Raw genomic sequence first — 24,278 nt, forward strand, 5'->3', positions numbered from 1 at the left:
TATTCTGAGAGGTTGACTTCTTCCGATTTGATCTCTTTTCCGGCGAAGTGACACAATTTCCCCTCAGCCTGATTTCGATTGTTCAAGCAGCTTTTGAAAGGAATCAATCAGCTTCGGGAGTGCCGACTGCACGGAAAAATCCTCCTCAACTCGCTTCCTCGCAGCTTGTCCCATCCGCTTCCGAAGCTGCGCATCCTCCAGCAATCGCAGCAATCCATTCGACCATTCCGTTTCCGTCGAGGCGAGAAAACCGTTCTCACCATGTTGAATGATTTCCTGATTCACTCCCACCGGTGACGCAATCGCAGCTCGCCCGGCAGCCATATATTGCAATAGCTTGAAACCGCACTTGTAGCGTGCCCATTCTTCATCAGGCAACGGCATGATCCCGACAGAGAAGCGAGCGATCTCCCCGGTTGCCGTTTCCGAATCCCATGCGCGAAATTCTACGAACGGGGATTTCTTTCGAAGGTCAGCAACCGAACTTTCTTTTCCCGTCACAATTCGAAGACGAAAGGGTGTGCGTTCATACGATCGACAAAGCGCCGGAAGAATCTGTTCCAGGTACGCCACATTTGAATCGGTTCCAATCCACCCGACAATCGGAAGCTCGTCGTCAGGTTCTCGATGATTCAGCGGGTAGAGTTTCGTGTCGACAACGGTCGGAAACAATTGAACCGCTGACGAGTACTGCTGGGCATACTCGACGAGATTCGGATTTCCAGCGAGAACGAGGTCGCTTTCACGACACAGCCAGGCAAACTTCTCGGGATACCGCAAGAAGATGGCATCGTCGACATCCAGAACCATGTGTCTCCCAACGCGGCGAAACCGTTCTTCGAGGTCAAACGTGGGATTGTCGAAGAGTTCGCGTTCGACGACCACGATATCTGGTCGAAACACTTTGGCTCGAAGTAGATGAGACCAGAAGCTGAGCCGCTTTAGTTTCTGGCTGAATCGCCACCCAAGGAAGTCGTTTGAGTCGTATTTGCCCGGATACCCGGACGCGACAACGCATCGAAAACCGGCCTTTCTCAGTCCGGAAATGAACGGAAGGATTCGATATTCTGTCGAGGGAACATTCCGTCCCGAAACGAGAAATAGAAGTCGCGGCTGTCTCAATGGCTTTCTCTTCTGTGGCTCCCCATCGAAGGATCAATTCGATGACTCTCTGAACTCATGAATCTGTGACTCTAGAAAACAACGGTTTGAATTGGCACCAACTCAAACGCTCTTTCGGGAACTGTGGGATTGTGGTCACCGCACGAAATCCCGGAATTGGTGACGACTTCGATAGACTTTCGTGCAGTTTTCAGTCAAAACCAGCATCGCACTTTGAAATTTGATCGAGCGACACGCTGCCGAAAGATCATGCTGCGGCGCGTGTGTCTCTTTCTTCGGAAGACTCATCTGCAACAATTGCCCTGATCGTTCACGGACTGAATCGAGAGTCATTCAATGTCTGACCCCAATCAGAACTCTATCGAACCGGTCGAAGATTCTGGTTTAGAAACACGTTCGCTCCCACGATTCTCGTCGACGTTCCTGGTCGTCTTTCTCGGAACGGTTGTTCAGATTCTGTTGCAGTTTCTGCTGCAAATTCTGCTTGCCAAACTTTTCGGAACGAGAATCGAGTTCGAAGCTTACACGGTCGCTTTGACGATTCCGATCGCCGTGAGTGCAGTCATCGCCGGAACAATTAGTGCCCCGCTTGTGACATTCATGAACCGCATCGGCGATCTGAAAGACCGTCGCGAGTTCGCAGGAACGGTTTTGGTTGTGATCGGAATGGTGTGTCTTGGGATCGCAGCTGTCGGGATGGTTGTTCGTACGCCGTTGATGCATTGGTATCTTCAAGGGGACCAATCAGAATTGGAACAGCTCTCTGCGAAGCTCTTTGCAATCCTCGTCTGGTTGATTCCTGCAAACGCAGCGATTGGACTCTTTCAGGCTGTGCTTCAGCAATCACTCGAGTTCCGAATCCCTGCCATCGCTGGAGGATTGGGCCCGCTGGTGACCGTCCTGACGGTCGCGGTCTTCGCTCGAGATTCCGGAATTGAAGTCGTTGCCTGGGGCACGATCGCAGGGGCCGTGTGCAATTTGATGATTCAGCTGCGGAGTTTGTCGACTCGCGTTCAGTGGACCATTTCAAGAAACCAGCTCGCTGCATTCGCTTCGCTGATTCTGGCCGGCGTTCCGATTTTGATTGGAACACTCGTGCTCAAAGCCGACTCGGTCGTCGATCCGTCATTGGCATCTGCGATGTCGCCGGGGTCGATCGGTCATCTCAGGTACGCGACTCAGTTGATGACGATCTTCGTTGTGCTGGGCTCGGGCACGCTCTCGACACTCGTTTTTCCGAAACTCGCCATCAGCGCTGCCTCCGACCGGGGGCTGTTTCTTCGAGATGCGTCGATGGCGCTACGCACTCTGATTCAGTTACTTGTTCCAAGCCTCGTCGTCATTTTTCTTTTCGGCCCTTCGCTTGTCGCTGATCTCTATCAACGAGGGGAATTTCAGCCGTCGGACACTCTAGAAGTCACCTCGCTCATGAAGGTGCTCAGCGGATTTTTCATTGGCGCCGGGCTGTGCGAAATCGCCGGGAAAATCTTTGTCAGCGATCACGATACCTGGACGCCGAACGTTGTCGGCAGCATCGGCGTCGGTTTGGGGATCACTGCAAAACTAACGACAGGACTTGTGCAAGACGTCACTTCCCTGGCGACGATTACGTCAATCGTCTTTCTGAGTTGCGGACTGATCCTGTGGGCCATTCTGGCATTTCGATACGGAACGGAAATTCTGTCCGGTGCGATGAGCGGAGCTGCAGTCTCCGGGATCTCAGCGATTGCTGCGGGAGTGATCGGTGGAGCCATCAATATGATGAATTTTCCGTTTTCATCCGTTGTCGGTTTGTTCGCCGGAGCGGCAACATACTTCGCTGTTTTGCTGTCCATCGATCCGCACTTGCGGCAACTGGTGATGGAACCTCGCCACTCCAGTGAACAGATTGAGACGACCGACCATCACGAATGATGATCGGTCCGTGTCGTCTCTTAACCTGTCAATCGTTGGACAGCGCATTGTTGATCGGTGCTAGAATCGGTTTTCGGGCAGGTGGATGATAGATCAACCGCTGCTCTAAAAATCGACTCTCGACATCCGCGTTGACGTCATAATTGACGCGCTTCACAGGCGGCGGAAGAGGGGCGTCAAACTCAGCTTCGGGGGAATATTCGTTCGCCTCCTGAAGCTGTTTCGGAGGCGGTGTTTCCTTCTCCGGCGTCATCTCCTGAGGCTCTTCGGCCTTGGGAGATTGGACCGGTTGCATTGTCCTTCCGGGAACGCAGGGTGAGCAGGACCCATCGACGCACGCCTGGAGGCAAGGCGAATCGCTGTGAGATCGAAAGCAGCTCAGGTTTCCGCAGCCCGCCCCGATGAGTGCGCCCGCTCCGATCACGAACAGTCCGACACGTTTCATAATACTCTCCGTAGATTGATGCCTGTTGTCCTGGGCATATGAGTTATTGGATGAATCGGATTTGTTCACGAAACTCCCAATGTGAAACGTCGACGGATTGCAATCTTTTGGCGGGTCAACGCTGGTCATTCTGGCAATTCCAAGGTTGCCAGTTACGCCATTCAGGAGAGAATTGACAATCTGGGAAGTTCCTGTTTCGGGAATGACGATTGGTCTTTTCGAAAATCGATGATTCCGGTAGAAAAGACTCAAGAAGCTCCCTTCCCTGACCGCACCGCCGGTCTCGCAGCATCCGCTGCCTCCCCATTTCCACTTCCAAATTGTCACACCTTCAGGTCTCACAAATGACGCGTCGCTCGCCATCCCGGCGAACCGTGCACATCCCGGTGATGTTGCGGGAAGTCCTTGCGCAACTTGACTTACGCGATGGACTTACCGTCGTCGATGGGACTGTTGGTGCAGGTGGGCACAGTCAGAAAATCCTTCCCATGATCGGCGAAGCAGGACGACTGATTGGCATCGATCGCGATCGCGAGATGTTGGATCGTGCTGCGCAAGTCGTCGCAGGACCGCAAGTTGTTCTTGAGCAGGCAAGCTATCTCCAATTACAGGAAGTGCTTGCGAAACGCGGCCTGACCGATGTCGACAGAATTCTCTTAGATCTCGGACTCTCGTCGGATCAACTCGCCAGTCCCGATCGAGGTTTCGGCTTCGACACTTCCGGATCTCTGGACATGCGGTTCGACGTGAACACCGGGCAATCGGTTTCGGAACTCCTCGCTTCTGCCTCGGAAAATGAGATCGCAGAGATCATTCAGGAGTTCGGAGAAGATCGGCAAGCCGGGAATATTGCGAAACAAATTGTCTCACAACGCAAGAGTGGTCAGCCCATTCAAAACGTCGATCAGTTGGTCGACGCTGTTCTCGCAGCGACGGGAGGACACTCCGGAGATCGACGATCCCCCAGCGTGGTGCGTGTCTTTCAAGCCATGCGAATTGCCGTCAATGAAGAACTGAAACAACTCGACCATTTTCTGGACTCCGTCCTCCCTCACGTCCTGCGACCGGGCGGACGGATTGCGATCATTACATTTCACTCGCTCGAAGATCGAAGAGTGAAGCAGGCGTTTCGACAATCAGAACTCTTGAAGTTAGTCACACCCAAGCCGTTGGCTCCCACGCCATCGGAAGTCCGCATGAATCCGCGCGCCCGTTCCGCAAAGCTGCGCGTCGCTGAAAGGATTGAGCGATGAATAGCCACAGAAACCATTCAATTTGGAATTCGAAGATTGAGTTCAGGAGATTACTCCTCAGCCTGATCGTTGTTTTCACAACGTCGACAAGTCTTCTAATTCCGAAGATCGTCGAGGCCCAGCAATCGGTCCCGCCGTTCGGTTTTCCGGAAGATGTTTCGAGCGAATCAGGCTCGTCTTCCTCACCTGCTCCTCAGCCAATCAAACTGACACCGGCAGGCAACAGCGAATCGCCGGGATTGATTCCCCAGAACGATCCGCTTCCGGAGCCGGTTCTTCTGAATGAGTGGGAAGGTCAAACGCAGGAAATCCCATCTCCCGACTCGTTTCTTCCTCCGAAGACACAAACACCTCAACCACTGCCAACGGGTGACCCGTTTGGAAATGTCCAGCAATCGCTCCCGCAAACTTCCTCAATCAATCCCTCGGCTCCAGCCATTTCGGGAGACGTTCAACAAGCACCGGGAGCACTTCCCCTTCAAGCTCCGAATACTGCACAAAGACCACTCTCTCCGTCTGGCGAAATCGACAGCCTTCCTCCTGTTGGGGAGTTTTCCAACCCACCAGGGCAGGGGAGTGACTTTCAGCAGATGTCGAACAGTCGCGAAGTCTATTCACCTCCAGCAGACAACTTCTCCAACTCTTTCGATTCAGCACCTCAAATGGTTCCGAGTCCCGGAAACTACGGAGGAAATTCCTCTGCAGTGCAAGTGGAAGCGGCGAAGGTGAGAACGGAAGAAGTCCACGAGATCCAATCCGGAGAGAACTACTGGACATTGTCGAGAAAGTACTACGGGGCTGCGCGTTACTTTGCTGCCCTGGCAGAATACAACCGACATCGGATTCCGCATCCCGACCGTATGAAACCGGGGATGTATGTCCTGATTCCAGATGTGAGCATTCTCGAAGAACGCTATCCGGAGATGGCATGGATTAATAAAGAAAGTGAGGAGCGAGCGAAACTTCCCGGAGGATTTTTCATCGATGAATCCGGCCGCCCAGCTTACCGAATCGGAAAAGGTGATACGCTGACGGACATCGCTCAAAACCATCTGGGGCGAATGACTCGATGGACGGAAATTCACAAGCTGAATCAAGACGTCCTCGGCGCTCGCGGAATCCTGAAAATCGGTATGGTTTTGCGACTTCCTCCCGATGCTTGCCAAGTCAGCCTCGCACCTCCGGTCGGCAATTACCGATAGAATAAGAACGAGCGAAACGAAAACTGGCTGCTTTCAACGAGCCAGAAAACTTGAACGGTCATCATTGAACTCCGGCGGCGGCTGTCTGTCGGTGTTCAATTGATGCGTGATGCGATTTCGTTTCGTTGTTGTTCATCTTTCAACATCAAACGGTTCATTCTCCAGGGAAGGGGTGTTTCCTCAGGAGAACAGCTTGTTTTTTCGTCTGCTCGCACTGATCATCGTTCTGACAAGTGTGTCTGTGGCAGAGATCGCGCTTCAGAAACAAACGCTCGCGCAAAAACGGCAAGTCAGCCAACTGTTTCAACAACTCGACATCCTCGATACGGAACGGGCTAAACTCTTTCTGGTCACTCAAGAGTTGGGGGCAGCCCCGATTCTTCACTCTGAACTGGTCCGCTCTTATCGGGATCAGGAAACGAGATCCGCGAGCCGACTCCCACAGCATCAGAGTCGACGATGAGTGGTGTTGAAACTGACTCTTCAGACAGCGATCAAAACACGAAACGACGACAGCGATTCGTGTCGGGGCTGATGATTATCATCTGGGGAATTCTGGTGGGCCGACTGGTCCAGATTCAGGTTGCATCCGGGAATCAATTCACCGCGCAAGCGACGCGGCAGCAGATTGATGAAGTAACGATTTCAGCGCGGCCCGGAGACATTCTCGATCGACGCGGTCGACTGTTGGCCACGACGTTGAAAGTTCCGAGCCTCTTTATCGATCCCTCTCGGGTTGAGGACCCCGCAACGTTGATTCGTGAGTTGGGTGAGTTGATTGAGATCGATGTCGATCGTGTGTCTCGCCAACTGAGTGCTTATCGGTCAAAGAAATTCCTTTGGATCAAACGTCAACTTTCTGAAGAGGAAGTTCTCACGCTGCAAGAGAGCGAACTCGATTGGAATGTCTTCGGGCTTCGAGATGAGTTCAAGCGGTTTTATCCGCAACAAACACTGGCTCGTCATGTTTTGGGAATCCGTGACATCGACGGAAAGGGGCGAGGGGGAGTGGAACAGTTCTTCGACAAAGAATTGAAAGGCCGCTCAGGTGTTCGCCGCTACGTTCGCGATGCTCGTGGACAGATGCTGGAAATGCTTGAAGAAGTGACCATTGCTCCGGAAATGGGAACATCGATCGTTCTCACTCTCGATTCTGTGATTCAGTTGTTCACCGAGCAGGCTCTCGATGAACTCGTGGAGAGAGTTCAACCGTTTGGAGCCAGTACAATTGTTCTCGATCCGCGGAGTGGAGAGATCTTGGCGATGGCATCCCGACCGAATCTTGTTCTCGATTCGGAAGATGAAATGCCTCCGAATGCGTGGACGAATCACGCGATTGCGTCCGCTTATGAGCCGGGGTCAACATTCAAGCCACTTGTGGCAGCCTGGGCGCTCGAGCGGAACGCTATCGAGTTCAACGAAAGCTTTCAATGTGAATGGGGCGCCTATCGGATGGGCACGCGCGTGCTGCGCGATCATCACAGCTACGGAGTGCTCGGTCTCGATGAAATTCTCATCAAGTCCAGTAACATCGGGATGGCGAAGATAGGCGAACGGCTTGGCAATGCGGAGCTTCATCAACTGGCGATCAAGCTCGGCTTTGGTCGTCGAACCGGGATCGAACTCCCCGGAGAAGCAGGCGGTATCGTTCGACCACTCGATCGATGGGATGATTATTCGACCGGGTCAATTCCCATGGGCCATGAACTTTCCGTGACGCCGATTCAGATGATCGCAGCCCATGCGATGCTTGCGAATCGAGGTCAGCGCGTCAGTCCGCATCTGGTTCGCGATTACGTCGTGGAAACCAGTTCGCCGCAACAGGTTCTTGTGTCTGAGATGATTCGACCGGAAATCGCGAGTTGGATTGTCGAATCCGCTCTCGTCGGCGTGATCGAAGAGGGGACAGGGCACCGTGCGCGAATCTCCGGCCTTTCAGTTTTCGGAAAGACCGGAACTGCGCAGAAGTACAATCCGGAAGGAGGCTACTTCGATGATAGACACGTCAGCTCCTTCATCTGTGGAGCCCCGGCCGATAACCCGAGAGTGCTTGTGCTGGTCTGTGTCGATGAACCGACCTCGGAAACACAGTCTGGCGGAACCGTCGCTGCGCCCTATGCTTCAAAGATTCTGGAAAGCACAATCCGACAGTTGGACCTGTACGCATCCCAGGATCGCCGTTGAACGCAACGGCGATTGGAAACGAATTGCTCTCGTCGCAACGCGGCGAGTTATCCCTTCTCGACGATCGTTCCGATTTTCTTTCCCTGAACCGCACGCAGGATGTTTCCGGATTGACCGAAATTGAAGACAAGGATTGGGATGTTGTGTTCCATGCAGTGATGAATGGCTTGTGCGTCCATCACTTGAAGATTCTGGCTCAGCACATTCTGGAATGTGATTTCGGAGTAACGAACCGCATGCTCGTTTTTCTCCGGATCTTCTGAGTAGACACCATCCACTTTCGTGGCTTTCATGAGAATGTCCGCTCCAAGCTCGCGTGCTCGAAGTGCGGCGGCGGTGTCTGTGGTGACAAACGGACTTCCTGTTCCAGCTGCCAGGATGACGACGCGGCCTTTTTCCAGGTGACGCAAACACCTTCGGCGAATGAATGGTTCGGCGACGCCTTCCATCCGAATCGCTGACTGGACGCGAGTCGGAACGCCGATGTTTTCGAGTGCATCCTGCAGTGCGAGTGCATTGATGACCGTCGCCAGCATCCCCATGTAGTGGGCTGTGGAAGCATGAATCGCTGCGCTGACTTCAGAGAATTGTTTCCCGCGGAGGATGTTTCCTCCTCCACAAACGATTGCAACCTGAGTGCCTGTTTCGTGGACAGATTTGATCTCTTCTGAAATCTCGCTGACTTCGGTCATGCTGATTCCGCTTTCGCGCTCACGGCAAAAGCTTTCTCCGGACAGCTTGAGAATCACTCGGTGAAAGTGCGGTTTTTCAGACATGTCTGCCAATTCAAATCATGGAATGGAAACAGCGAGTTGAACAACTCGCTGTCTTGAAATATGGAACGATCAATAGATGTAATCTAACGCAATTTGTTCTGATCCGCGCCGTTTCCCCAGAAGATCGGCTGAGTTTTTCTGCGAGATCTCTCAGCTTCCGAGTCTCGAAGAGTCCGCCTCCAGCGACTTTCGATTCCCTCTATTTGAGGAAGCTGAACAGGCCGCTCTTCTTCTTTTCAGGCGGTTTGGGAACCCCGTCTCCATTAAGCGAATCATCGATCTTCTGAGCCAGTTGTTCGATGGCTTTGGTGATCTTTGCTTTGGGGAACTCGGTCAAAAGTGGAACGCCGTTGTTTCGGGACTCGATAATCGCGGCATATTCGTTAGGAATCTGCCAGAAGACTTCGCGTCCGATGGTGTCGAGGGCTTTGTTCAGGCTGATCTGGGATTCCCCGAGTCCGACGCGATTGACGATGATCTGAACCTTTGAAGAGAGTTCGTGTTCATCGAGAAACTGGTTGATGCGCACAACATTGCGAAGGCATGGCAAATCGAGTTGCGTAACGACCAGAATCTGATCCGCAATCTCCATGGCAGCCATGTCAAGCTGCGAAAACGACTTGCTGACGTCGACGATCAGGTGCGTGAACGTTGCCTTCAGCAGTGCAATCACGCGGCGCAGTTCGTCCGGAGTCAATGGAGCACTGTGGTCCATATGCACGGGACGAGGAAGCAGGAACGCTCCGCTGGCATGTTGCGTCAGTGAACGCTTCAACATTGAGAAGTCGAGACGACTGATATTCTCGGCAACGTCGAGAATCGTGTAGTCCGGGATAATATCGAGCCAGACGTCAGCGTCGCCGAGTGCCAGATCGAGATCGATGATCGCAACACTGTTTTCGACGTTGCTGGCCAGCGCACATCCCAGATTGACAGCGAGTGATGTGCAACCGACGCCACCGCTGGCCCCGATGACCGTGATCACACGTGTCGACTTCGATTTGCCGTCTCGGTTTCCATTGACGTTCTGGATGCGGTCGAGGGCCGCCATGAAGTCGTCAAGGTTGAGGGGGGAATGGAGAAACTCTTTGGCTCCATTCCTCATCGCCTGCAAGATCAGGCTGCCTTCTTGAGAACTGCTCACCACGAGCACATGGCACTCGGGTGACTCTTGTCGAACTTCCGCAATCGTCGCCAGTCCCTGTTGTGGATCGGCGTCGAGTGCGATCAAAGCGATATCAGGTTGGGTTTGGGTGATGATGTCTGAGAAGAACTCGTAGCGGGAGCACTCAGCTTCAAGCCAGACCGAATCAATTCCTAATAGCAGGTTTTTAATCGTCGTTCGCGATCCATCTCTGGGATCGACAATCGCCAATCTGACAACATTGTTCATGACTTCACTCCTTGTCCTGGTTGGACCCGTTGCATGGCAATCAGTTCCAACCAGGATTCACGCATCGTCTGTTCCGACATCAATTCGACGTCGTTACTTCTTTGGCTGGATTAGACCATGCGACTCTGGCCCCTCAGGTAGTGTGGCATACGGTTGTTGCTGACTCGCTGAGGAGTTGGAATGAATTGCTGATTCTGCCCCTGCATGATGGATACGACCAGAACGATCGGCTTCGACAGAAAATTGATACTCTGCCCGGTCGACAGATCGAGCAGCTGATCCATCACTTTCCGCACCAACCAGTTGCAGGAATCTCTTGGATTGAGTGCGTTGAGCCGTTTCTGGCTCGAGTGCAGGAATTGGCGTGTTGTCGCTTGGAGTCACTTCCTGGTATTGGCCGGGAGTGATGAGTCCACCCGGATAAGGGCCACAATCAGGACATTCAGGACCGTACAGAGGAACTTCGAGAAGTCCGTCGAAGTACAATTCTTTGTCGGTTGGAATGTCGGTGTGCTGACCAGGGCCGTGAGATGGAACCTGATGGGGTCCCATTGGTGAGACCATTTGTGGTGTGACGAGGATCAACAGTTCCGTTTCACCGAAGCGGTAATCTTTCCGGCTGAAGGCTGCACCGATCCATGGAAGTTCACCAAGGAATGGAATTTTCTGAGTCGATCCGATCCGTGTCGTCGAAATGAGACCACCGATCATCAGGGTTTCGCCGAATCGCATTTCAACTTGAGTGTTCACACGTCGGACGGACAAACCTGGAACACTGATTCCGTCGACGACGATTGAGTTACTGACGTCGCGGTCACTGACTTCAGGAGCGATGTCCAATCGCAAGCGGCCGTTTCCGAGAACGATCGGAACTGCTTCCATTTTGATACCGAATTCTTTGAAGTCGATCGAAACAGCACCGACACCCTGTGGAACCAGAATCGGGAACTCACCACCGGAAAGCATCGAGGCGGGACGTCCACTTGTTGTCACAAGTACTGGTTCCGCAAGAACTTTCGCGAGGGCTTCCGTTTGGAGAGCCTTCAAGAATCCCTGGAAGACGGTGTTGCTGCCGGTCACAGCGAATGTCAGGTCACTGTCAGCTCCGTTGATTCCGATGGAGGGAGGACCTCCGAACGGGGTTTCGAACGAAGCAAGGTTTGCGATTCCTCCGACCGTACTCGCGATGGCGAAGTCCTGTCCGAGAATTGCGAAGTTGAACCCGAGGTCTCGCATCTTCGAACGCTGAATTTCCATCACTTTGACGTGCAACTGAACCTGGCTGACACCGCCGACATTCATTTGAGGATGCACAGTTGGATAGAACTGTTCGGCAACTTCAATGATTTGTGGGATGTGCGTAGGATCGGTGACCCAGCCACGAAGGACAACTCCTTCACGAAGGCCAATGGCTTCGATCGCAGATTCCGGGAAGAGTCGCTTGAGATAAGCTTGAAGTTCCCGAGTATCTGGCTCGACGAAGACTTCGATTTTGAAGATGGAATCGAATTCGTCGATCAGCTTCAGGGTTGTAACACCCGGTTGCTCAGCGTGGATGCGAATCCGGTTTGGCGAAAGAGCGTTGACACTCAATACGTCGGCATTGAAACCGTCAACGACAAGAATCCGGTTGCTGAGTTCAATGACACGCGTGTCAAGATGAACGAGCTTGATGTTGGAATCAGGAGCGGTGACCTGGAAGATTTCCTCTCCCGGCTGCACCGACTGATCACCTGGGATCCCCGGCTCTGGCTGAGCCAACACAGGAGTGGCCAAGCACGATAGTGCGACGAGGACCGAAAGCTTTCGGATCCATTGAATTGAATTGGCTGTAAGCTTGCGCATCCATGCACCTCGGGATTGTAGACGCCTGCTGGCTGGCGGAGTGGCTCACGAGTGAACCACCCCGCCTGGACCGGCAAAAATCATCCATGTACTCGAAATTATTCCTCGACAACGTCGAGTCAGTTATGGAGTTTCAACTTCGAACTCCAGGTAACTCAAGTCGACCTAGTTGGTCGTTTGAGCTGCTGGCGAAGTTGTCTCCTGTCCCGCATCCGTTCCATTAGGTTGCCCCCCCCAGAGTGATCGCACCGCGTCAGCGAGTGATCCAGATTCTGGAGCGACTTCCACATGTTCCTCAGGGAGTTCAAACTCATGAGGAATTGCATCTCTTCCGTTGTAAACGTGAAGCGTCCACTTGGGAGTCTCTTTGACTGGTGGTGGAACGACTTCTAGCTCTTGAATCACTGGTGCAACGACAGCAGGTTCTTCTACGGCGGCTAAGAGGTTGTTAACTTCTTCCACTTCATGCACAGGTTCGACGACTTCGTCAATATCAAACAGGTCTTCGTCGGCATTCGTCAGGTACTGATCGGCATAAAGGGGACGTTCGTTGATGCCCATTGTGCCTTCGAGTTCTTCCAGCAAGTCTTCGTCGATGTCTTTGATTTGCACAAATTCGTCGTCGAGGCGGTGTCGCCATGACAGACTCAGGTTTCCTTTGCTCTCCGCCAACTTCACATAGTTCACTTGTTGTGGCATGAGCATCAGCGAGACGAAATTTGTTCGTCCGCCCTGGTCATTCACATCGGCACGATCTTGAGTCTTGGCTCCAGTCGCGAAAACTTCGACGTATTCGAGGAGTGTTTTTGTTTTGGTTTGGGCTGGGCCGCGTGAATTACGTGCCTGGTAGGTCACGAGAACGTCGACGCGATCTCCAGGAGACACGAGGTTACTGTGAGTGTTGGTTTCGGTCACAGGAATCGTGACAACTCTCATTCCCTTCGGAATTTTCATCGAGTTCCCGACGCCGCCGGGTTCTGTCAGTTTGGACATGGTCACAATGTCCCCGGCGAAGAGCGGAACACGTGCTCCTCGTTCGGCGAATTGTTCCCGCGTCAGAACGGCGTCTTCGGGAACAGTGTCAATACTACGTGGTTGGAATGTCACTTTATCTTCAGTCAGAACCGCCCCGGTTTCAACGGCTTCAAGAGCAACGAGGACGTCAATGGTTTCGACCTGTTCAGTCTTGCCACCTTGCATCGCCTGTTGAACTGCCAACATGGCGACTAAGCCGCATCCTCCTGCCACGGTCAGTAACATGAGTGTCTTGGGTTTCATTTCGGAGCTCCCCGAACTGTTGCGACTATGCCAGCGCTCCGAATCTGACACGTCAGTGTGTCAATCGGCAGGATGAGATAGTCTGCTTCAATCTATGACGGTTATGAGGGTTAATTTGGTGATAGCGATTGTCCGCACGGCCGGGAAACTCTGCTTAAACTACGCAGGTTGACAGGCGGCAAATTGAAAAAGCGACTTTCCCGAAACGGAAAGCCGCATATTGATGTGTTAGTAAATCATTCCGGAGTACACGAAGTACCCAATCGATCCGATGCAGATCGGAATTCCGTAAGGAAGAAGAAGCATGCGTGGTTTTCGCTCAGCAGCGATCTCAGACAACTTGCGAGGGTCTTTCACTGTGAGGAATTCCATGATGATCATCAGGAAGTTTCCGTAGTGCTTGTCCCAGGCTCGTTTCCACAGAACCATGATGATTGCCATCACAGCTCCGACGACCACGGTCGCGATGAAGACATGCCAGGTGACCGTTGCCCCCAACCAGGCTCCGATACCGGCCATCAGCTTCACATCGCCAGCTCCCATTCCACCCACGGCGTAAAGTGGCAGCAAAGTCAGCAGCCCGACTGTCATTCCCCACAGTCCGGCACCGAGTCCATCAAGCCCACCGACCCAGGCACTGTAGGCCAGTCCGGTCAAGACCATTGGGAAGGTGATCCAGTTCGGGACCTTCAGTTGTTTTCCATCAATGTATGCAGCAACGATCAGAATGACGCAAACCAGCTTCACATGCCAGTTTTCGAGGAGAAGTGTCTGCCAATCCATGTTTGCCGGCCTTTCAGTAAATATGAGGGGTTAAGTTTGTCCTCCGGGACTGGTCACAACGGAAAGGAATACGATGAATCCTCCAATCACGAACGGAATGACTTCCAAAAACTTGATTGCGTCCAATTCAATCCAGAAAGGAATCATAATTCGATCCTGCAGTGTTGCGATCAGGCGATGAGCGTGGTGTTTTTCAAGTTTCGCTAGAGTGACAGGAAGCCGCCCGGTCTGTTGCGTTTCGACCGGGCGGCCATCCATGTACGATTGCTTCGCAGAGAAGCGTCCTCGTCAAAGACTATGTGAGTTGGTCTTTGATTTGGTTGAACTTCGAAGCAGCGTTGGTACCAACTGCACGAATTGCAGTCAGACAAACGATGACGATCAGTGCGAGCATGACTGCGTATTCAACAGCAGTTGGACCGTCTTCAGAAACCAGGAATTTCTTTACGCTTTGAGCCAAGTTAGTCATTTTTCGTCCTCTCTCAGTTATTACCGATCGGGCTCTCACATCCGATCAGCAGGTGGATTAACCCGTCCTCGAACCGACGAGGATCAGTCAGTCAATCCTGTTTCCCATTAGAAAGTTCTCAGTCGATCTGGTCAGCAACTGACAATTTCGCGAGACACGGAAACCTAGGTCAGAAATAGGGGCAGGCAAATTGTGCCTGTGAGAATTGGGAATTTTTTCAGAATTGTCCTGACAAATGGATTTTCAACCCCTGCTGCACCGAACCTGCTTCCGAGAGGAGCTCGTGGAGGATTTGAAACGTTCTGCCTTCGAAATCCGGATTTTGGCTTGATACATTGATCAGGAATTGGCAAGTCCTGAGGAATCAGCAAGACAATGAAATCAAATCACCCGCTCTCACAAGCGTGGAATTCTCGACCCACACGACACCCAGGACGTGCGCAAATTCTCAGGCGGGGCGATTCACTTGCTCAGGTCGTCGGGGTGGCTGCGATTCTGGTGGGCCATGGGTTGAGGAGGTCAGGGCAGACTTCTCCCGAGTTCGGAGCCGTTGTCATTTTCGCGATGGCTCTGATTTCTTTCGGGATTGCAGTTCGATTCCGGTGGAGTCTCGCACAACAGAGTTTTTCCCGTCGTCATTTGCCGACTGTGGCCGCCGCAGCTGTTTGGGGCCTCGGAATGATTCTGGCCATCATCCTCGGTCCGATTCTTCCCGATACGAACGGGAGCGGAATCGGGGGAGGTCGGTGGTGGGGAATGGTTCACATTTCGGAAATCATTCTCGGGATCTATTCCATTGCCGGAATGGTGCAGGGAATCCGTCGCCTCGCCGGGAATGGTGTGCAGCCCACGTTCTTGCTCATCGGTTCGTTTCTCGTACTTGTCACCGTCGGGACAATGACATTGATGTTGCCGATTGCAAGGAAACCAATGCAGGGCCTCGATGAATCCGGCGCGCCGTTAAGCGTGGCTCTGTTCACAGCGACAAGTGCCAGTTGCGTCACCGGATTAGTCGTCGTGGACACGTCAACTTATTGGAGCCGGTTCGGGCAGATTGTCATTCTCATTCTGTTTCAAATTGGCGGCCTGGGGATCATGTCGTTCGGGGCGTTCTTCGCTGTCATTGCCGGGCGGAATGTGCGTTTGAGCGAATTCGCCACCATGCGGGATTTGCTGGCTTCGGGGAACGTGGGCAATTTTCGAAGACTTGTCTTTGCTGTGCTCGGTACGACTTTCGGAGTCGAGTTGCTCGGGGCGTTTCTTCTGATGCCTCTATGGGATCATCTTCCGATCGGTGAACGATTCTTTATGAGCTTGTTTCATTCGGTGAGTGCCTTCTGCAACGCGGGATTTGCCCTCACGGAGAACAGCTTCGTCGGAATGGCGAACAGATGGGAGGTCAGCGGGATCGTCTGTTTGCTCATCATCGTTGGCGGACTGGGGTTTTCCATTCTCTATAACCTCGTTGCAGTAGGAGGGGCCAAGCTCAGAAGACTCCGGCAAAGCGGAATCAATCGTCCCTCACAGCCACCGATTCGATTGCGGCTCGATACGAAACTCGTTGTCACGGCGACCTTCTGGTTGCTAATCGGCGGAACGGTGATGATCTTGCTTCTCGAGAGAACGGGAGGCAATTCGGAAGAGAGCTTCAGCGTGGCTGACGCCTGGTTCCAATCGGTGACATTTCGAACGGCAGGATTTAATACTGTCGACTTAGGTGAACTTCAAACATCGACGAAGCTGATCGCCGTTCTGCTCATGATTGTCGGAGCTTCTCCCGGATCAACCGGTGGGGGAATCAAGACGATCGTTTTCGCTGTTGCGGTGGTCGGCTTGCTGACGGTTCTGAGAGGGCGAGAAAAAGTCGAAGCCTTCGGGCGAACTCTCTCTTCGACCACGGTCAATCGCGCTCTGGTGATTGTGTTCGTTTTCATGCTGACGGTGATGACAGCGACGATTCTCCTCGTGATCTTCGAACGCAAACCGGAGTTGTTTCTGGATCATCTTTTTGAAGCCACGAGCGCAGTGGGGACAGTGGGCGTTTCCACATCCGTGACTGGCCCGTACGGAGAAATGACGTCGACAACGCAGTCCCTTTCGAATCCTTCAAGGTTTGTCATTGTTGTCGCGATGTTTCTCGGCCGAATCGGACCACTCACGTTACTCCTCGCCCTCGCTGGTGAGGGCAAAAGTGCGCGGTACGACTATCCGGTCGAGCGGGTGACATTAGGATAAAACTCAATCTCCTCATTCGCGTTTTGTGAGCAGTGCGAATCGAATTCAGCCAAGTTAAAAAACATCAAACTGGTTCAAAGAGTAGAAAGCAATTGCAATGCGAAAAGCGGCCGTGATCGGACTCGGACGATTTGGAATGGCGCTGGCGAAAGATCTCGCAGCGTCAGGCGTGCAGGTGATTGCTCTCGACCGTGACGGGCGACTCGTTAATGAAGTCAAAGACTTCGTCGATCTCGCCGTCCGTGCTGATGGGACAGATCAGGCAGTGCTTCAAAGTCAGGAAATCGACAAAGTTGATGTGTGCGTTGTGGCGATCGGAGAGCAATTCGAAGCGGCGCTCCTGGCAACCGTCATTGCCAAGCAGTTCGGAATTCCGGAAGTGATCTGCCGCGCACAAACGGAATTTCATGCGGAGATCTTTCGAAAGATCGGAGCCGATCGCGTTATTCAGCCGGAGCAGCAGGCAGGAGAACATCTCGCGCGACAACTGGCGAATCCTCAATTGATCGATTTCATCCAGTTGGCCGATCAATTCACTCTTCTCGAGTTTCCCGCTCCGAAGCAGTTTCAAGGGAAAACAATCGCTGAACTCGCACTACGCAATAAGTTTCATGTCAACCTTGTTGTCATTCGTCGGCTCATCCCGTCGTCGGCGGAGGAAGGCGAAGAGAAGAAGTTTCGAACGGTCTTTCCTCGACCGGACGAAGCACTTCAAGCGGAGGACGTTCTCGTTGTCGTCGGCAGCGACGAAGCACTCTCTCGACTTCCTCGCGAGTAAAGTAAAGCCAGTGTCTTTAAGTTAGTCGCTTGCCTTCAGCGACCATGTTTCGTCGAAGAAGTCAGCATCGACGACGCCTCCCGGCCAACGTGCATTTGGCTTGATGCGCGTATCGATCACAGCCCAGTCCGGGAGTTTTGGTGTTTGTCGCGCATTGTTGAGGTAATCGTACTCGCGATAGGTGAACCCGCTGTTCAAGACGACATAGCGGTTGGGGTTCTCAGGGTTTGGAGCAATGAGAATCAGAGCATGTTCATCGGCGGAGTAGCTTTCCTCACCGACGTGTATTCCTGATTCCTTCCACACAATCGGCAGTTGCGGAATCAACTTGTTGATGAGGGAATTCGAATTCGGTGTTCCCCAGAGAATGAGATTGTACTGTGCGACATCCTCTTGAGTGACATCGACATCATTGCGAATTCGGACATCCCCTCGCATTTGTCGTCGCCATTCGTGAATCGCACGCTTCGACTCTTCTTGAACCCACTCATCGACCTTCGAATTCTTACCCTGTGCAGTCGGAAGGACGAAGAGGAACGGACTCATCAACGCATCGTCGATCGGACCTTGAAGTCCGGGGCGTTTGCTGATTGAAGTCGATTGGTCAGAGGAGGACGTTTCATCAGACTCAACGAGGGTCCATTGATCGTCAACAAGCCGATATCGATTTGCGAACGACCAGTCCGATTTTGGACGAGTCGCTGGAAGAGTTTGTCCGTCGATGACAATCGAAACTTCGCTTCCTTGCGGGAAGGGGGACCATCCGGGGGGGAAATCAATTTGGAATTCGGTGACTCCTGAAGTCTCGATGTCAATTTGCGATCCATTCGCTTTGCTGTCGACTTCATAATGCCCGTCGATGGTGCTCTTTTCCCAATGCTCCTTCAGTCCAAGCAGCGAGAGCCACGCCATCCGGTTGTACTTCAATGTATAAGTGCTGAGATGAACATCGCTGGGGAAACGTTCTCGCCCACGTTCGGCGATTGAATCAAGCTTGGAGCGAATCAGACGATTCGAGTCCGGATGAATCTTGTGCGCAGTGTCCGGTCCGATCACATGCACGAGGTCGATTCCTGCCTCGTCGCAAGCTTCTTCCATGATGTCGGCCGCTTGCTTCTGTCGATCGATCTCACCGCTGTAAGCAATCGTCGGGACCTGCATCAAGTTTTTGGCAACAAGGTTGCAGTCGTACATTCTCCAAAGCTTCTCTTCGTACCACGGTGGATTGAGAGTTTCTCCCTGAAAGAACTTCAGGAACTCTGGAGTTTCTGAGAAGCCGGCTCCCGGATTAGCTGCAAACCATTGGTCAGCGTAGTGGACTGCAAACTGCCAGCAGGCGGCTCCTCCCATTGAAAAACCCCGAACGGAGATCCTGTTGGGATCGATCGAATACTCTTGCTGAACATGTTCGAGTGCCTCAAGCACATCGACCTCACCAGCGAACTTGAAGGCATTCGAGTAGCGACCGAATGGGTGGAGAACGATTCCGGTTTCCGGAGGATATTGTCCGGGTTGTCGAAGTCGTTGCGAAATGAACTGCAATTCGAGTGAGCGTTCGCCGCGTCCATGAAACCAGATGTCACAACGTGTCGGGACAGAGTGTTGCGTGTCGTAGTTCTCAGCAATTTCGAGCCCATACGGCTGAACAGTTCCATCAAGACCGGAGCGAAAACCTCGAACGACCAGTCCTCGTGTCGTGGTCCAACTTGCCGTTCCGTTTTCAAGTTCTGCGATTCGCTCGGAAGCAAGATCGAGGAGTCGGTGGGCATCCTTGATGTCTCGTTCCTGATAAAACGAGTTGAGCGACACAGCTTCATGAACTGCACGGATGAAGACTTCGACGTCGGGAAGAAGTCGCTGCGTCTGCGAGTCTTTCGAGTTCTGCAATTGTTTGAACGCTGCTTCGACTGCCGAAAACTGTTTGAGCAGCGACTCACGTTGTTCGCTCGAAAGCTCGATCCCTGCGGGAGGAACCGGACGGACGGCTTCAACCGAGTTGTCTTCCGGGCCATCTGCGAAAGCCTCGGGCACAGCCGGAGTCAAAAGGAACTGGATGGCGAGAACGGCAAGGAGGCCAACAAAAAATGAATATCCGGTGGAGAGATTGCGATTCATGAAGTTGTTCATCTTTTCAGGAGCGGGAATGTCTCTCATGCGATCACTGAGAAGTCGACCGAGAATGATTGGTCAAGAGGAGCGGGTCAAGAGTGTTGATCAACAATCGTCCTTGTGAGTGACGAGTTGGACTTCTATCCTGTAGGAATTGTGTTGCGAATTTTGTTGGCATCCCATTGATTCCGGAATCGAAGGATTCCATTCCCCGATGACGGATGCGTTCCGGCTGACCGTCAAGGAACGTGTGGTGAACGCGTCGTTCGTCCGAGAGTTTCGTCGCGGCGAAATCGGTTGGCTGCAGGCAATTTCTCAACAATCCCTCGTGCTCCGGTATTGGATTGGATCAATTGATTCGATCTGACGTGAGGACCCAGCATGGGTTTCTCAACAAGTGGACCGGAAGTGCCTCAATCAACTGGCGACCCCCAGTAATTTTCCCTGCGCCGCAACAGCGGCAACAAACTTGAGAGTGTAGACATGTCAAACCCTTCTGATTCTGATAAGCCTCAATCCGACAAGCCGCAGATCGAAGTGGTTTCTGACGAGGATTGGAAAGATCAAGTGAAGGCCGAGGACGCCAAACTCGACGCCGCTCAAGATGAGCGTCAGCAACCTGAAGAGAGCGCGGCCGCTGCCGCCGGAGACGAGATCGACGAAGCAGACTTTCCACCGGCGACGTTCACAACACTCGTTCAGATGTTCGCAACGCAAGCGTTTGCAGCGATGGGGATGTTGCCCGGACCGGACGGGAAGCCGAGCAAAGACCTTCGTATTGCGAAACACTTGATTGACCTTCTCGGAGTTCTTGAAAAGAAGACGGAAGGGCAACTGACAGAAGAGGAAGGACAACTTCTGGAACAGGCACTCCATGAGTTGCGAATGATTTACGTCAGTGCATCGTCATCGGGACAGCAACCGTCCTCTTGAGTCGGCAAGCACTGCCTTGAACGGGGCAGTCAGACAGGTTCGCCTGACGGTTTCATCAGATACATCAGACGACGAAATCTGCCTGGCCCGAAAGTTTCTTTGATGACAATTTGAAGATTTCTCGCCAACTACGGGAATCATCTGTTTTGAGTAATCCCCCTCAACACTGGTCGACGCTGTTAGGTCCTGCGAACTGGTTCCGGATGCATTACCCACCGCAGTGGGAAGTTGATGAAACTGACGGAGTCTTCGCATTGCGTCCGCCGGACAGCGATGCTTTTCTCGCAATCAATTCCATCTGGATTAAAGAAGAAGCATCGCGACAGTTTCCCGCACTCGGAGACATCGTCGATCAGTTTCCCAAAGTTCGCGGAGTGAGGGCAGGGGCCGATTTTGAGTTTGAGGCTGACGAGTCACTTTCAGGCGATGCATCGCTGGAGGCTCCGTCTGGTTGGAAGCAAGGTCTGTTTGCATCGAGAAATTGGCGGAGCTGGTCGATGTGGTCGATCCGTCGGCCGAGTCTCATGCTTGTGATCACTCTGCTTCACGAAGGGCAACGCGATCCTGAGCTTGAGAATCTCGTCCGCATGATTCTGAACTCGCTGGAAGTCTGCGATGAACCTTCCGATCCGCCTGATGTCTTCGCCAGACGCGCGCTGAAATTGGCACAGTCCAAGTTTCCGCTTCTCGACATCGATCTCAGCGAGGACTTTCAACTTCGAATTGGATCGTCAATCTTAAGCCTCGCAAACTTCTATCGCGCTTACTTGAGCCACCCGGATGACTTTCAAAAGATTTTGTTGCCGGCGTTGACCACTGCGGTTCAAGTTCAGGGGTGGGGCGACAACGAATCCTCTCCGCCACTGGAGGTCGTGCGTGACCGAATTATGCCGATCCTCTATTCAGAATCGTCGTGGAGGAAAAACCTTCCTGGAATTGTCGGAAATCCTTGGATCGCAGGGCTGGCTGTCTTGTATGTCATTGATGAAGCCAATGCATATTGGTATGTACGCACTGAGTTGAGAAAGCAGTGGAATCTGACCGTCGATGAGTTGCATTCGATGGCGATTGAAAACCTCGATGACTATTTCGAAGAATCCCCGATGAAAATGGCCGTTGCGGAATCCGGTGAAGGGGATGCAACGATGATGATTCCTGATAAGCCAGATACCTATAATACAGTTCGTCTGTTGAGCGACCGATTTTTGACGCGGCTGAGAGATGTCGCGCAAAGTGACCTCGCTGTGGGTGTTCCTGGCCGGGATCTGTTCATCGCTGTGTCGATGAAAAGTCCGGAGATCGTCAGCAAGATTCGTCATCAGGTTGAACTCGATTTTCAGAGAACCGATCATCCGTTGACAGATAAAATGTTGCTTGTGACAGCGGATGGTGTTTCAGAGTTGATTGGCGAAGTTGAGAATGATGACTGACGCATCAAGGTCATGGATGACGCTTCTGGGAACCGGCACGAGCATGGGAGTCCCGATGATCGGGTGTGATTGTGCGGTCTGCACATCGACCGATCCGCGGAACACTCGGACCCGTACTGGTGTCTTGGTTGAAACAGTCAATGGAGCGTTCCTGATCGACACTCCTCCCGAACTTCGCGAGCAACTGGTTCAAGCTCGGATCAAAATGATCGAAGCTGTTCTGTTCACTCACGCTCACGCAGATCACATCATGGGGCTCGACGATTTGCGGATCTTCGGCTTCAAGAGCAAGGAAGCTGTTCCGCTGCACTGTGAAGAGATTGTCGAGAAGACGCTGAGGCGGTCGTTTTCGTATGCCTTCGATGAGGAACTCGCGAAAACGTGGCACTCAAAACCGAAGCTCAGATTCGATCGAATCGGCCTCGAGCCTTTTGACCTTTGTGGTTTGAAGGTGCAACCTCTCCGGTTGATTCATGGGCGGCTTCCGGTTCTCGGATTTCGCATCAACGACGTTGCCTTCTGTACCGACGTGAGTGAAATTCCTCCGGAAACCTGGCCGCTGCTTAACGGGCTCAAATATCTCGTGATCGACGCGATTCGTCACGAGTCTCATCCGACGCATTTTAACGTCGAGCAGGCCCTTGAGGTGATCGAGAAAGTCCGACCGGAATTTGCCTACTTGACTCATATTTCGCATTCTCTGGACCACGAAACGACGAATTCTCAGCTTCCGGAGAACGTTGAACTCGCATATGATGGGCTGCGGATTCCGCTTTCTTGACGATCATCGATCCGCCTGACCGCAAATTCATCGACCGATCCTTCATTCAACGTCTTCGGAAGTCCGACGATACGTTTTGGGCCCACCCCTTGTGATTCCGGATTCGGCCGGTCTGTCATCGAATTCACCGAACCAGATCGGAACTTTTGGCATCATCCGGTGTTGAAAGAGATGTCCATGCTTCCTACCCCCCAACTTGGAGTTTGATGTGCCCTCCTCATTGAATCGACGTTTCTTTCTCCGAACTGCGTCCGTATCACTCGGCGGGCTCTGGCTCCCAAGTCTCTGGCAATCCGGTGCTTTCGCCGAAGAACTGATCCGGACTCCCGCGATGACGGAAGGTCCTTTCTATCCGGACAAACTCCCGCTCGACACAGATAATGACCTGCTTGTTCTCAATGATTCACTGACGCCCGCCGTTGGCGAAGTCGTTCATCTGACCGGAAAAGTCATGACTTCTTCCGGATCGCCGATTCGCAATGCATTTGTCGAAATCTGGCAGGTCGACAACAACGGAGTGTATCTGCACTCCGGAAGTGACAATGGCACAAATCGGGACGCCAACTTTCAGGGATATGGGCGATTTCTCACCGATTCCACGGGGCGTTACTACTTCCGAACAGTTAAGCCGGTTCCTTATCCCGGAAGAACACCACACATTCATGTTGCTGTGAGTCGAAACGGAAAACGGGAACTGACGACACAGATGTTGATCAATGGTCATCCGCAGAATTCAAAAGATGGTCTCTTTCGTGCGATTCGAGATCCATTCCAACGAGAGTCGATTCTCGTTGATTTTGAGCCGATCGCCGATTCTCGAATTGGCGAACTGAGCGCGAACTTCGATCTCGTCCTCGGGGTCACTCCAGATGAGTCGATCGAACAGATCAAAGGCGGCATTGCTCCGCGACAACAACGTTAGCTCCGCGAGGTCGAATTCTTTCGATAGAGACGCTCTCACTTTCCGAATCGTCCTTCGCGAGATCATACGAGAAACGCCGCATTCAGCGCGAGGAATGCGTTCGCCGAGTTCAGAGGAACCATGAAAATGGTCGAGTGAAGGACCGGTACGCGCTCACCTCCGTCGATACGTTTCCTGTCAGTCGAAAAGCAACGTGTGGAGCTATGTTGATTCGTTCATGTTCGAATGTTCAGACTTAAGAATTTCCGTTCTCTTGTGAGAAAGTGCAGGAATAGATTGGGATAAAACGGAGCGAAATACGTATATCAACATAGAGCATTTAATAAACAGGTTCAGTGACTTCTCGCAGAGAAATGTCGATCTGTTCGCCGGATGTTGCTGATGAGCAATCCCTGCTCGATTGAATTCCCTCCTTTTTTTCTCTTT

General features: G+C 52.6%; 22 protein-coding genes. 12 read left to right on the forward strand and 10 right to left on the reverse strand.

Annotated elements, in window-relative coordinates:
* Positions 1 to 63: 63 nt before the first annotated feature.
* Positions 64 to 1,122, reverse strand: coding sequence for a glycosyltransferase family 4 protein (locus tag KOR42_RS05260; protein ID WP_146507644.1), 1,059 nt, complete (start codon positions 1,120 to 1,122; stop codon positions 64 to 66).
* Positions 1,123 to 1,458: 336 nt separating this feature from the next.
* Here KOR42_RS05260 and murJ point away from each other — a divergent pair, with 336 nt between their 5' ends.
* Positions 1,459 to 3,036 (forward strand): murein biosynthesis integral membrane protein MurJ, encoded by a 1,578-nt coding sequence (murJ, locus tag KOR42_RS05265; protein ID WP_146507646.1) that lies wholly within the window; start codon positions 1,459 to 1,461, stop codon positions 3,034 to 3,036.
* 28 nt (positions 3,037 to 3,064) lie between these two features.
* On the opposite strand, the gene KOR42_RS05270 is transcribed toward murJ, so the two are convergent.
* Entirely contained in the window at positions 3,065 to 3,481 is a 417-nt protein-coding gene (locus KOR42_RS05270; RefSeq protein WP_146507648.1) for a hypothetical protein, read from the reverse strand.
* 344 nt (positions 3,482 to 3,825) lie between these two features.
* On the opposite strand from KOR42_RS05270, the gene rsmH reads away from it, so the two are divergent.
* The 4 genes from rsmH (at position 3,826) to KOR42_RS05290 (ending at position 8,120) form a co-directional block, all read left to right on the forward strand.
* Positions 3,826 to 4,734, forward strand: a complete 909-nt coding sequence (gene rsmH, locus KOR42_RS05275) for a 16S rRNA (cytosine(1402)-N(4))-methyltransferase RsmH (protein WP_146507650.1) — start codon at positions 3,826 to 3,828, stop codon at positions 4,732 to 4,734.
* Positions 4,731 to 5,936, forward strand: coding sequence for a LysM peptidoglycan-binding domain-containing protein (locus KOR42_RS05280; protein WP_146507652.1), 1,206 nt, complete (start codon positions 4,731 to 4,733; stop codon positions 5,934 to 5,936). Before rsmH ends, KOR42_RS05280 begins: the two co-directional genes overlap by 4 nt.
* 193 nt (positions 5,937 to 6,129) lie before the next feature.
* Positions 6,130 to 6,399, forward strand: a complete 270-nt coding sequence (locus KOR42_RS05285) for a hypothetical protein (protein ID WP_146507653.1) — start codon at positions 6,130 to 6,132, stop codon at positions 6,397 to 6,399.
* Positions 6,396 to 8,120 carry a peptidoglycan D,D-transpeptidase FtsI family protein gene (locus KOR42_RS05290; RefSeq protein WP_146507655.1) on the forward strand — a complete coding sequence of 575 codons (1,725 nt, stop codon included), beginning with the start codon at positions 6,396 to 6,398 and terminating at the stop codon, positions 8,118 to 8,120. The genes KOR42_RS05285 and KOR42_RS05290 overlap by 4 nt, the downstream gene beginning before the upstream one ends.
* A 47-nt stretch (positions 8,121 to 8,167) precedes the next feature.
* Here the strand turns inward: KOR42_RS05290 and pyrH are convergent, their stop codons facing one another.
* The 7 genes from pyrH to KOR42_RS05325 all read right to left on the reverse strand — a co-directional run bounded on the left by pyrH (position 8,168) and on the right by KOR42_RS05325 (position 14,664).
* The gene (pyrH, locus tag KOR42_RS05295; RefSeq protein ID WP_146507657.1) at positions 8,168 to 8,896 is read right to left on the reverse strand and encodes a UMP kinase; all 729 of its coding nucleotides are present in this window, start codon (positions 8,894 to 8,896) and stop codon (positions 8,168 to 8,170) included.
* Between the two features lie 199 nt (positions 8,897 to 9,095).
* Positions 9,096 to 10,289: an AAA family ATPase gene (locus KOR42_RS05300; RefSeq protein WP_146507659.1), complete on the reverse strand. Its 1,194-nt coding sequence runs from the start codon at positions 10,287 to 10,289 to the stop codon at positions 9,096 to 9,098.
* Positions 10,290 to 10,382: 93 nt separating this feature from the next.
* The gene (locus KOR42_RS05305; RefSeq protein ID WP_146507661.1) at positions 10,383 to 12,134 is read right to left on the reverse strand and encodes a type II and III secretion system protein family protein; all 1,752 of its coding nucleotides are present in this window, start codon (positions 12,132 to 12,134) and stop codon (positions 10,383 to 10,385) included.
* A 165-nt stretch (positions 12,135 to 12,299) separates the two neighbouring features.
* The gene (gene cpaB, locus KOR42_RS05310) at positions 12,300 to 13,412 is read right to left on the reverse strand and encodes a Flp pilus assembly protein CpaB (RefSeq protein ID WP_146507663.1); all 1,113 of its coding nucleotides are present in this window, start codon (positions 13,410 to 13,412) and stop codon (positions 12,300 to 12,302) included.
* 228 nt (positions 13,413 to 13,640) lie between these two features.
* Positions 13,641 to 14,195 carry an A24 family peptidase gene (locus KOR42_RS05315; protein WP_146507666.1) on the reverse strand — a complete coding sequence of 185 codons (555 nt, stop codon included), beginning with the start codon at positions 14,193 to 14,195 and terminating at the stop codon, positions 13,641 to 13,643.
* 30 nt (positions 14,196 to 14,225) lie between these two features.
* Positions 14,226 to 14,453: a hypothetical protein gene (locus KOR42_RS05320; RefSeq protein ID WP_146507668.1), complete on the reverse strand. Its 228-nt coding sequence runs from the start codon at positions 14,451 to 14,453 to the stop codon at positions 14,226 to 14,228.
* Between the two features lie 37 nt (positions 14,454 to 14,490).
* The gene (locus KOR42_RS05325) at positions 14,491 to 14,664 is read right to left on the reverse strand and encodes a Flp family type IVb pilin (protein WP_146507670.1); all 174 of its coding nucleotides are present in this window, start codon (positions 14,662 to 14,664) and stop codon (positions 14,491 to 14,493) included.
* Positions 14,665 to 15,039: 375 nt separating this feature from the next.
* Between KOR42_RS05325 and KOR42_RS05330 the strand changes: the two genes are divergently transcribed.
* Both KOR42_RS05330 and KOR42_RS05335 read left to right on the forward strand, forming a co-directional pair.
* A complete protein-coding gene (locus KOR42_RS05330; protein ID WP_146507672.1) occupies positions 15,040 to 16,899 on the forward strand; it encodes a TrkH family potassium uptake protein in 1,860 nt (619 codons plus the stop codon).
* Between the two features lie 97 nt (positions 16,900 to 16,996).
* Entirely contained in the window at positions 16,997 to 17,677 is a 681-nt protein-coding gene (locus tag KOR42_RS05335; protein ID WP_146507674.1) for a potassium channel family protein, read from the forward strand.
* 21 nt (positions 17,678 to 17,698) lie between these two features.
* Here KOR42_RS05335 and KOR42_RS05340 read toward each other — a convergent pair whose 3' ends face one another.
* Positions 17,699 to 19,792: a prolyl oligopeptidase family serine peptidase gene (locus tag KOR42_RS05340; RefSeq protein ID WP_146507676.1), complete on the reverse strand. Its 2,094-nt coding sequence runs from the start codon at positions 19,790 to 19,792 to the stop codon at positions 17,699 to 17,701.
* A 208-nt stretch (positions 19,793 to 20,000) separates the two neighbouring features.
* Between KOR42_RS05340 and KOR42_RS26455 the strand changes: the two genes are divergently transcribed.
* The 5 genes from KOR42_RS26455 to KOR42_RS05360 all read left to right on the forward strand — a co-directional run bounded on the left by KOR42_RS26455 (position 20,001) and on the right by KOR42_RS05360 (position 23,852).
* Entirely contained in the window at positions 20,001 to 20,153 is a 153-nt protein-coding gene (locus tag KOR42_RS26455) for a hypothetical protein (RefSeq protein WP_197440880.1), read from the forward strand.
* A gap of 116 nt (positions 20,154 to 20,269) precedes the next feature.
* Entirely contained in the window at positions 20,270 to 20,719 is a 450-nt protein-coding gene (locus KOR42_RS05345) for a DUF1844 domain-containing protein (RefSeq protein WP_146507678.1), read from the forward strand.
* 146 nt (positions 20,720 to 20,865) lie between these two features.
* Positions 20,866 to 22,149, forward strand: coding sequence for a DUF1444 family protein (locus KOR42_RS05350; protein ID WP_146507680.1), 1,284 nt, complete (start codon positions 20,866 to 20,868; stop codon positions 22,147 to 22,149).
* Positions 22,139 to 22,930, forward strand: coding sequence for an MBL fold metallo-hydrolase (locus KOR42_RS05355; protein WP_231740665.1), 792 nt, complete (start codon positions 22,139 to 22,141; stop codon positions 22,928 to 22,930). The genes KOR42_RS05350 and KOR42_RS05355 overlap by 11 nt, the downstream gene beginning before the upstream one ends.
* Positions 22,931 to 23,138: 208 nt before the next feature.
* Positions 23,139 to 23,852 (forward strand): dioxygenase family protein, encoded by a 714-nt coding sequence (locus KOR42_RS05360; protein ID WP_231740668.1) that lies wholly within the window; start codon positions 23,139 to 23,141, stop codon positions 23,850 to 23,852.
* The last annotated feature ends 426 nt before the right edge of the window (positions 23,853 to 24,278 follow it).

Source organism: Thalassoglobus neptunius (assembly GCF_007859735.1).
GTDB classification, from domain to species: Bacteria; Planctomycetota; Planctomycetia; order Planctomycetales; family Planctomycetaceae; genus Thalassoglobus; species Thalassoglobus neptunius.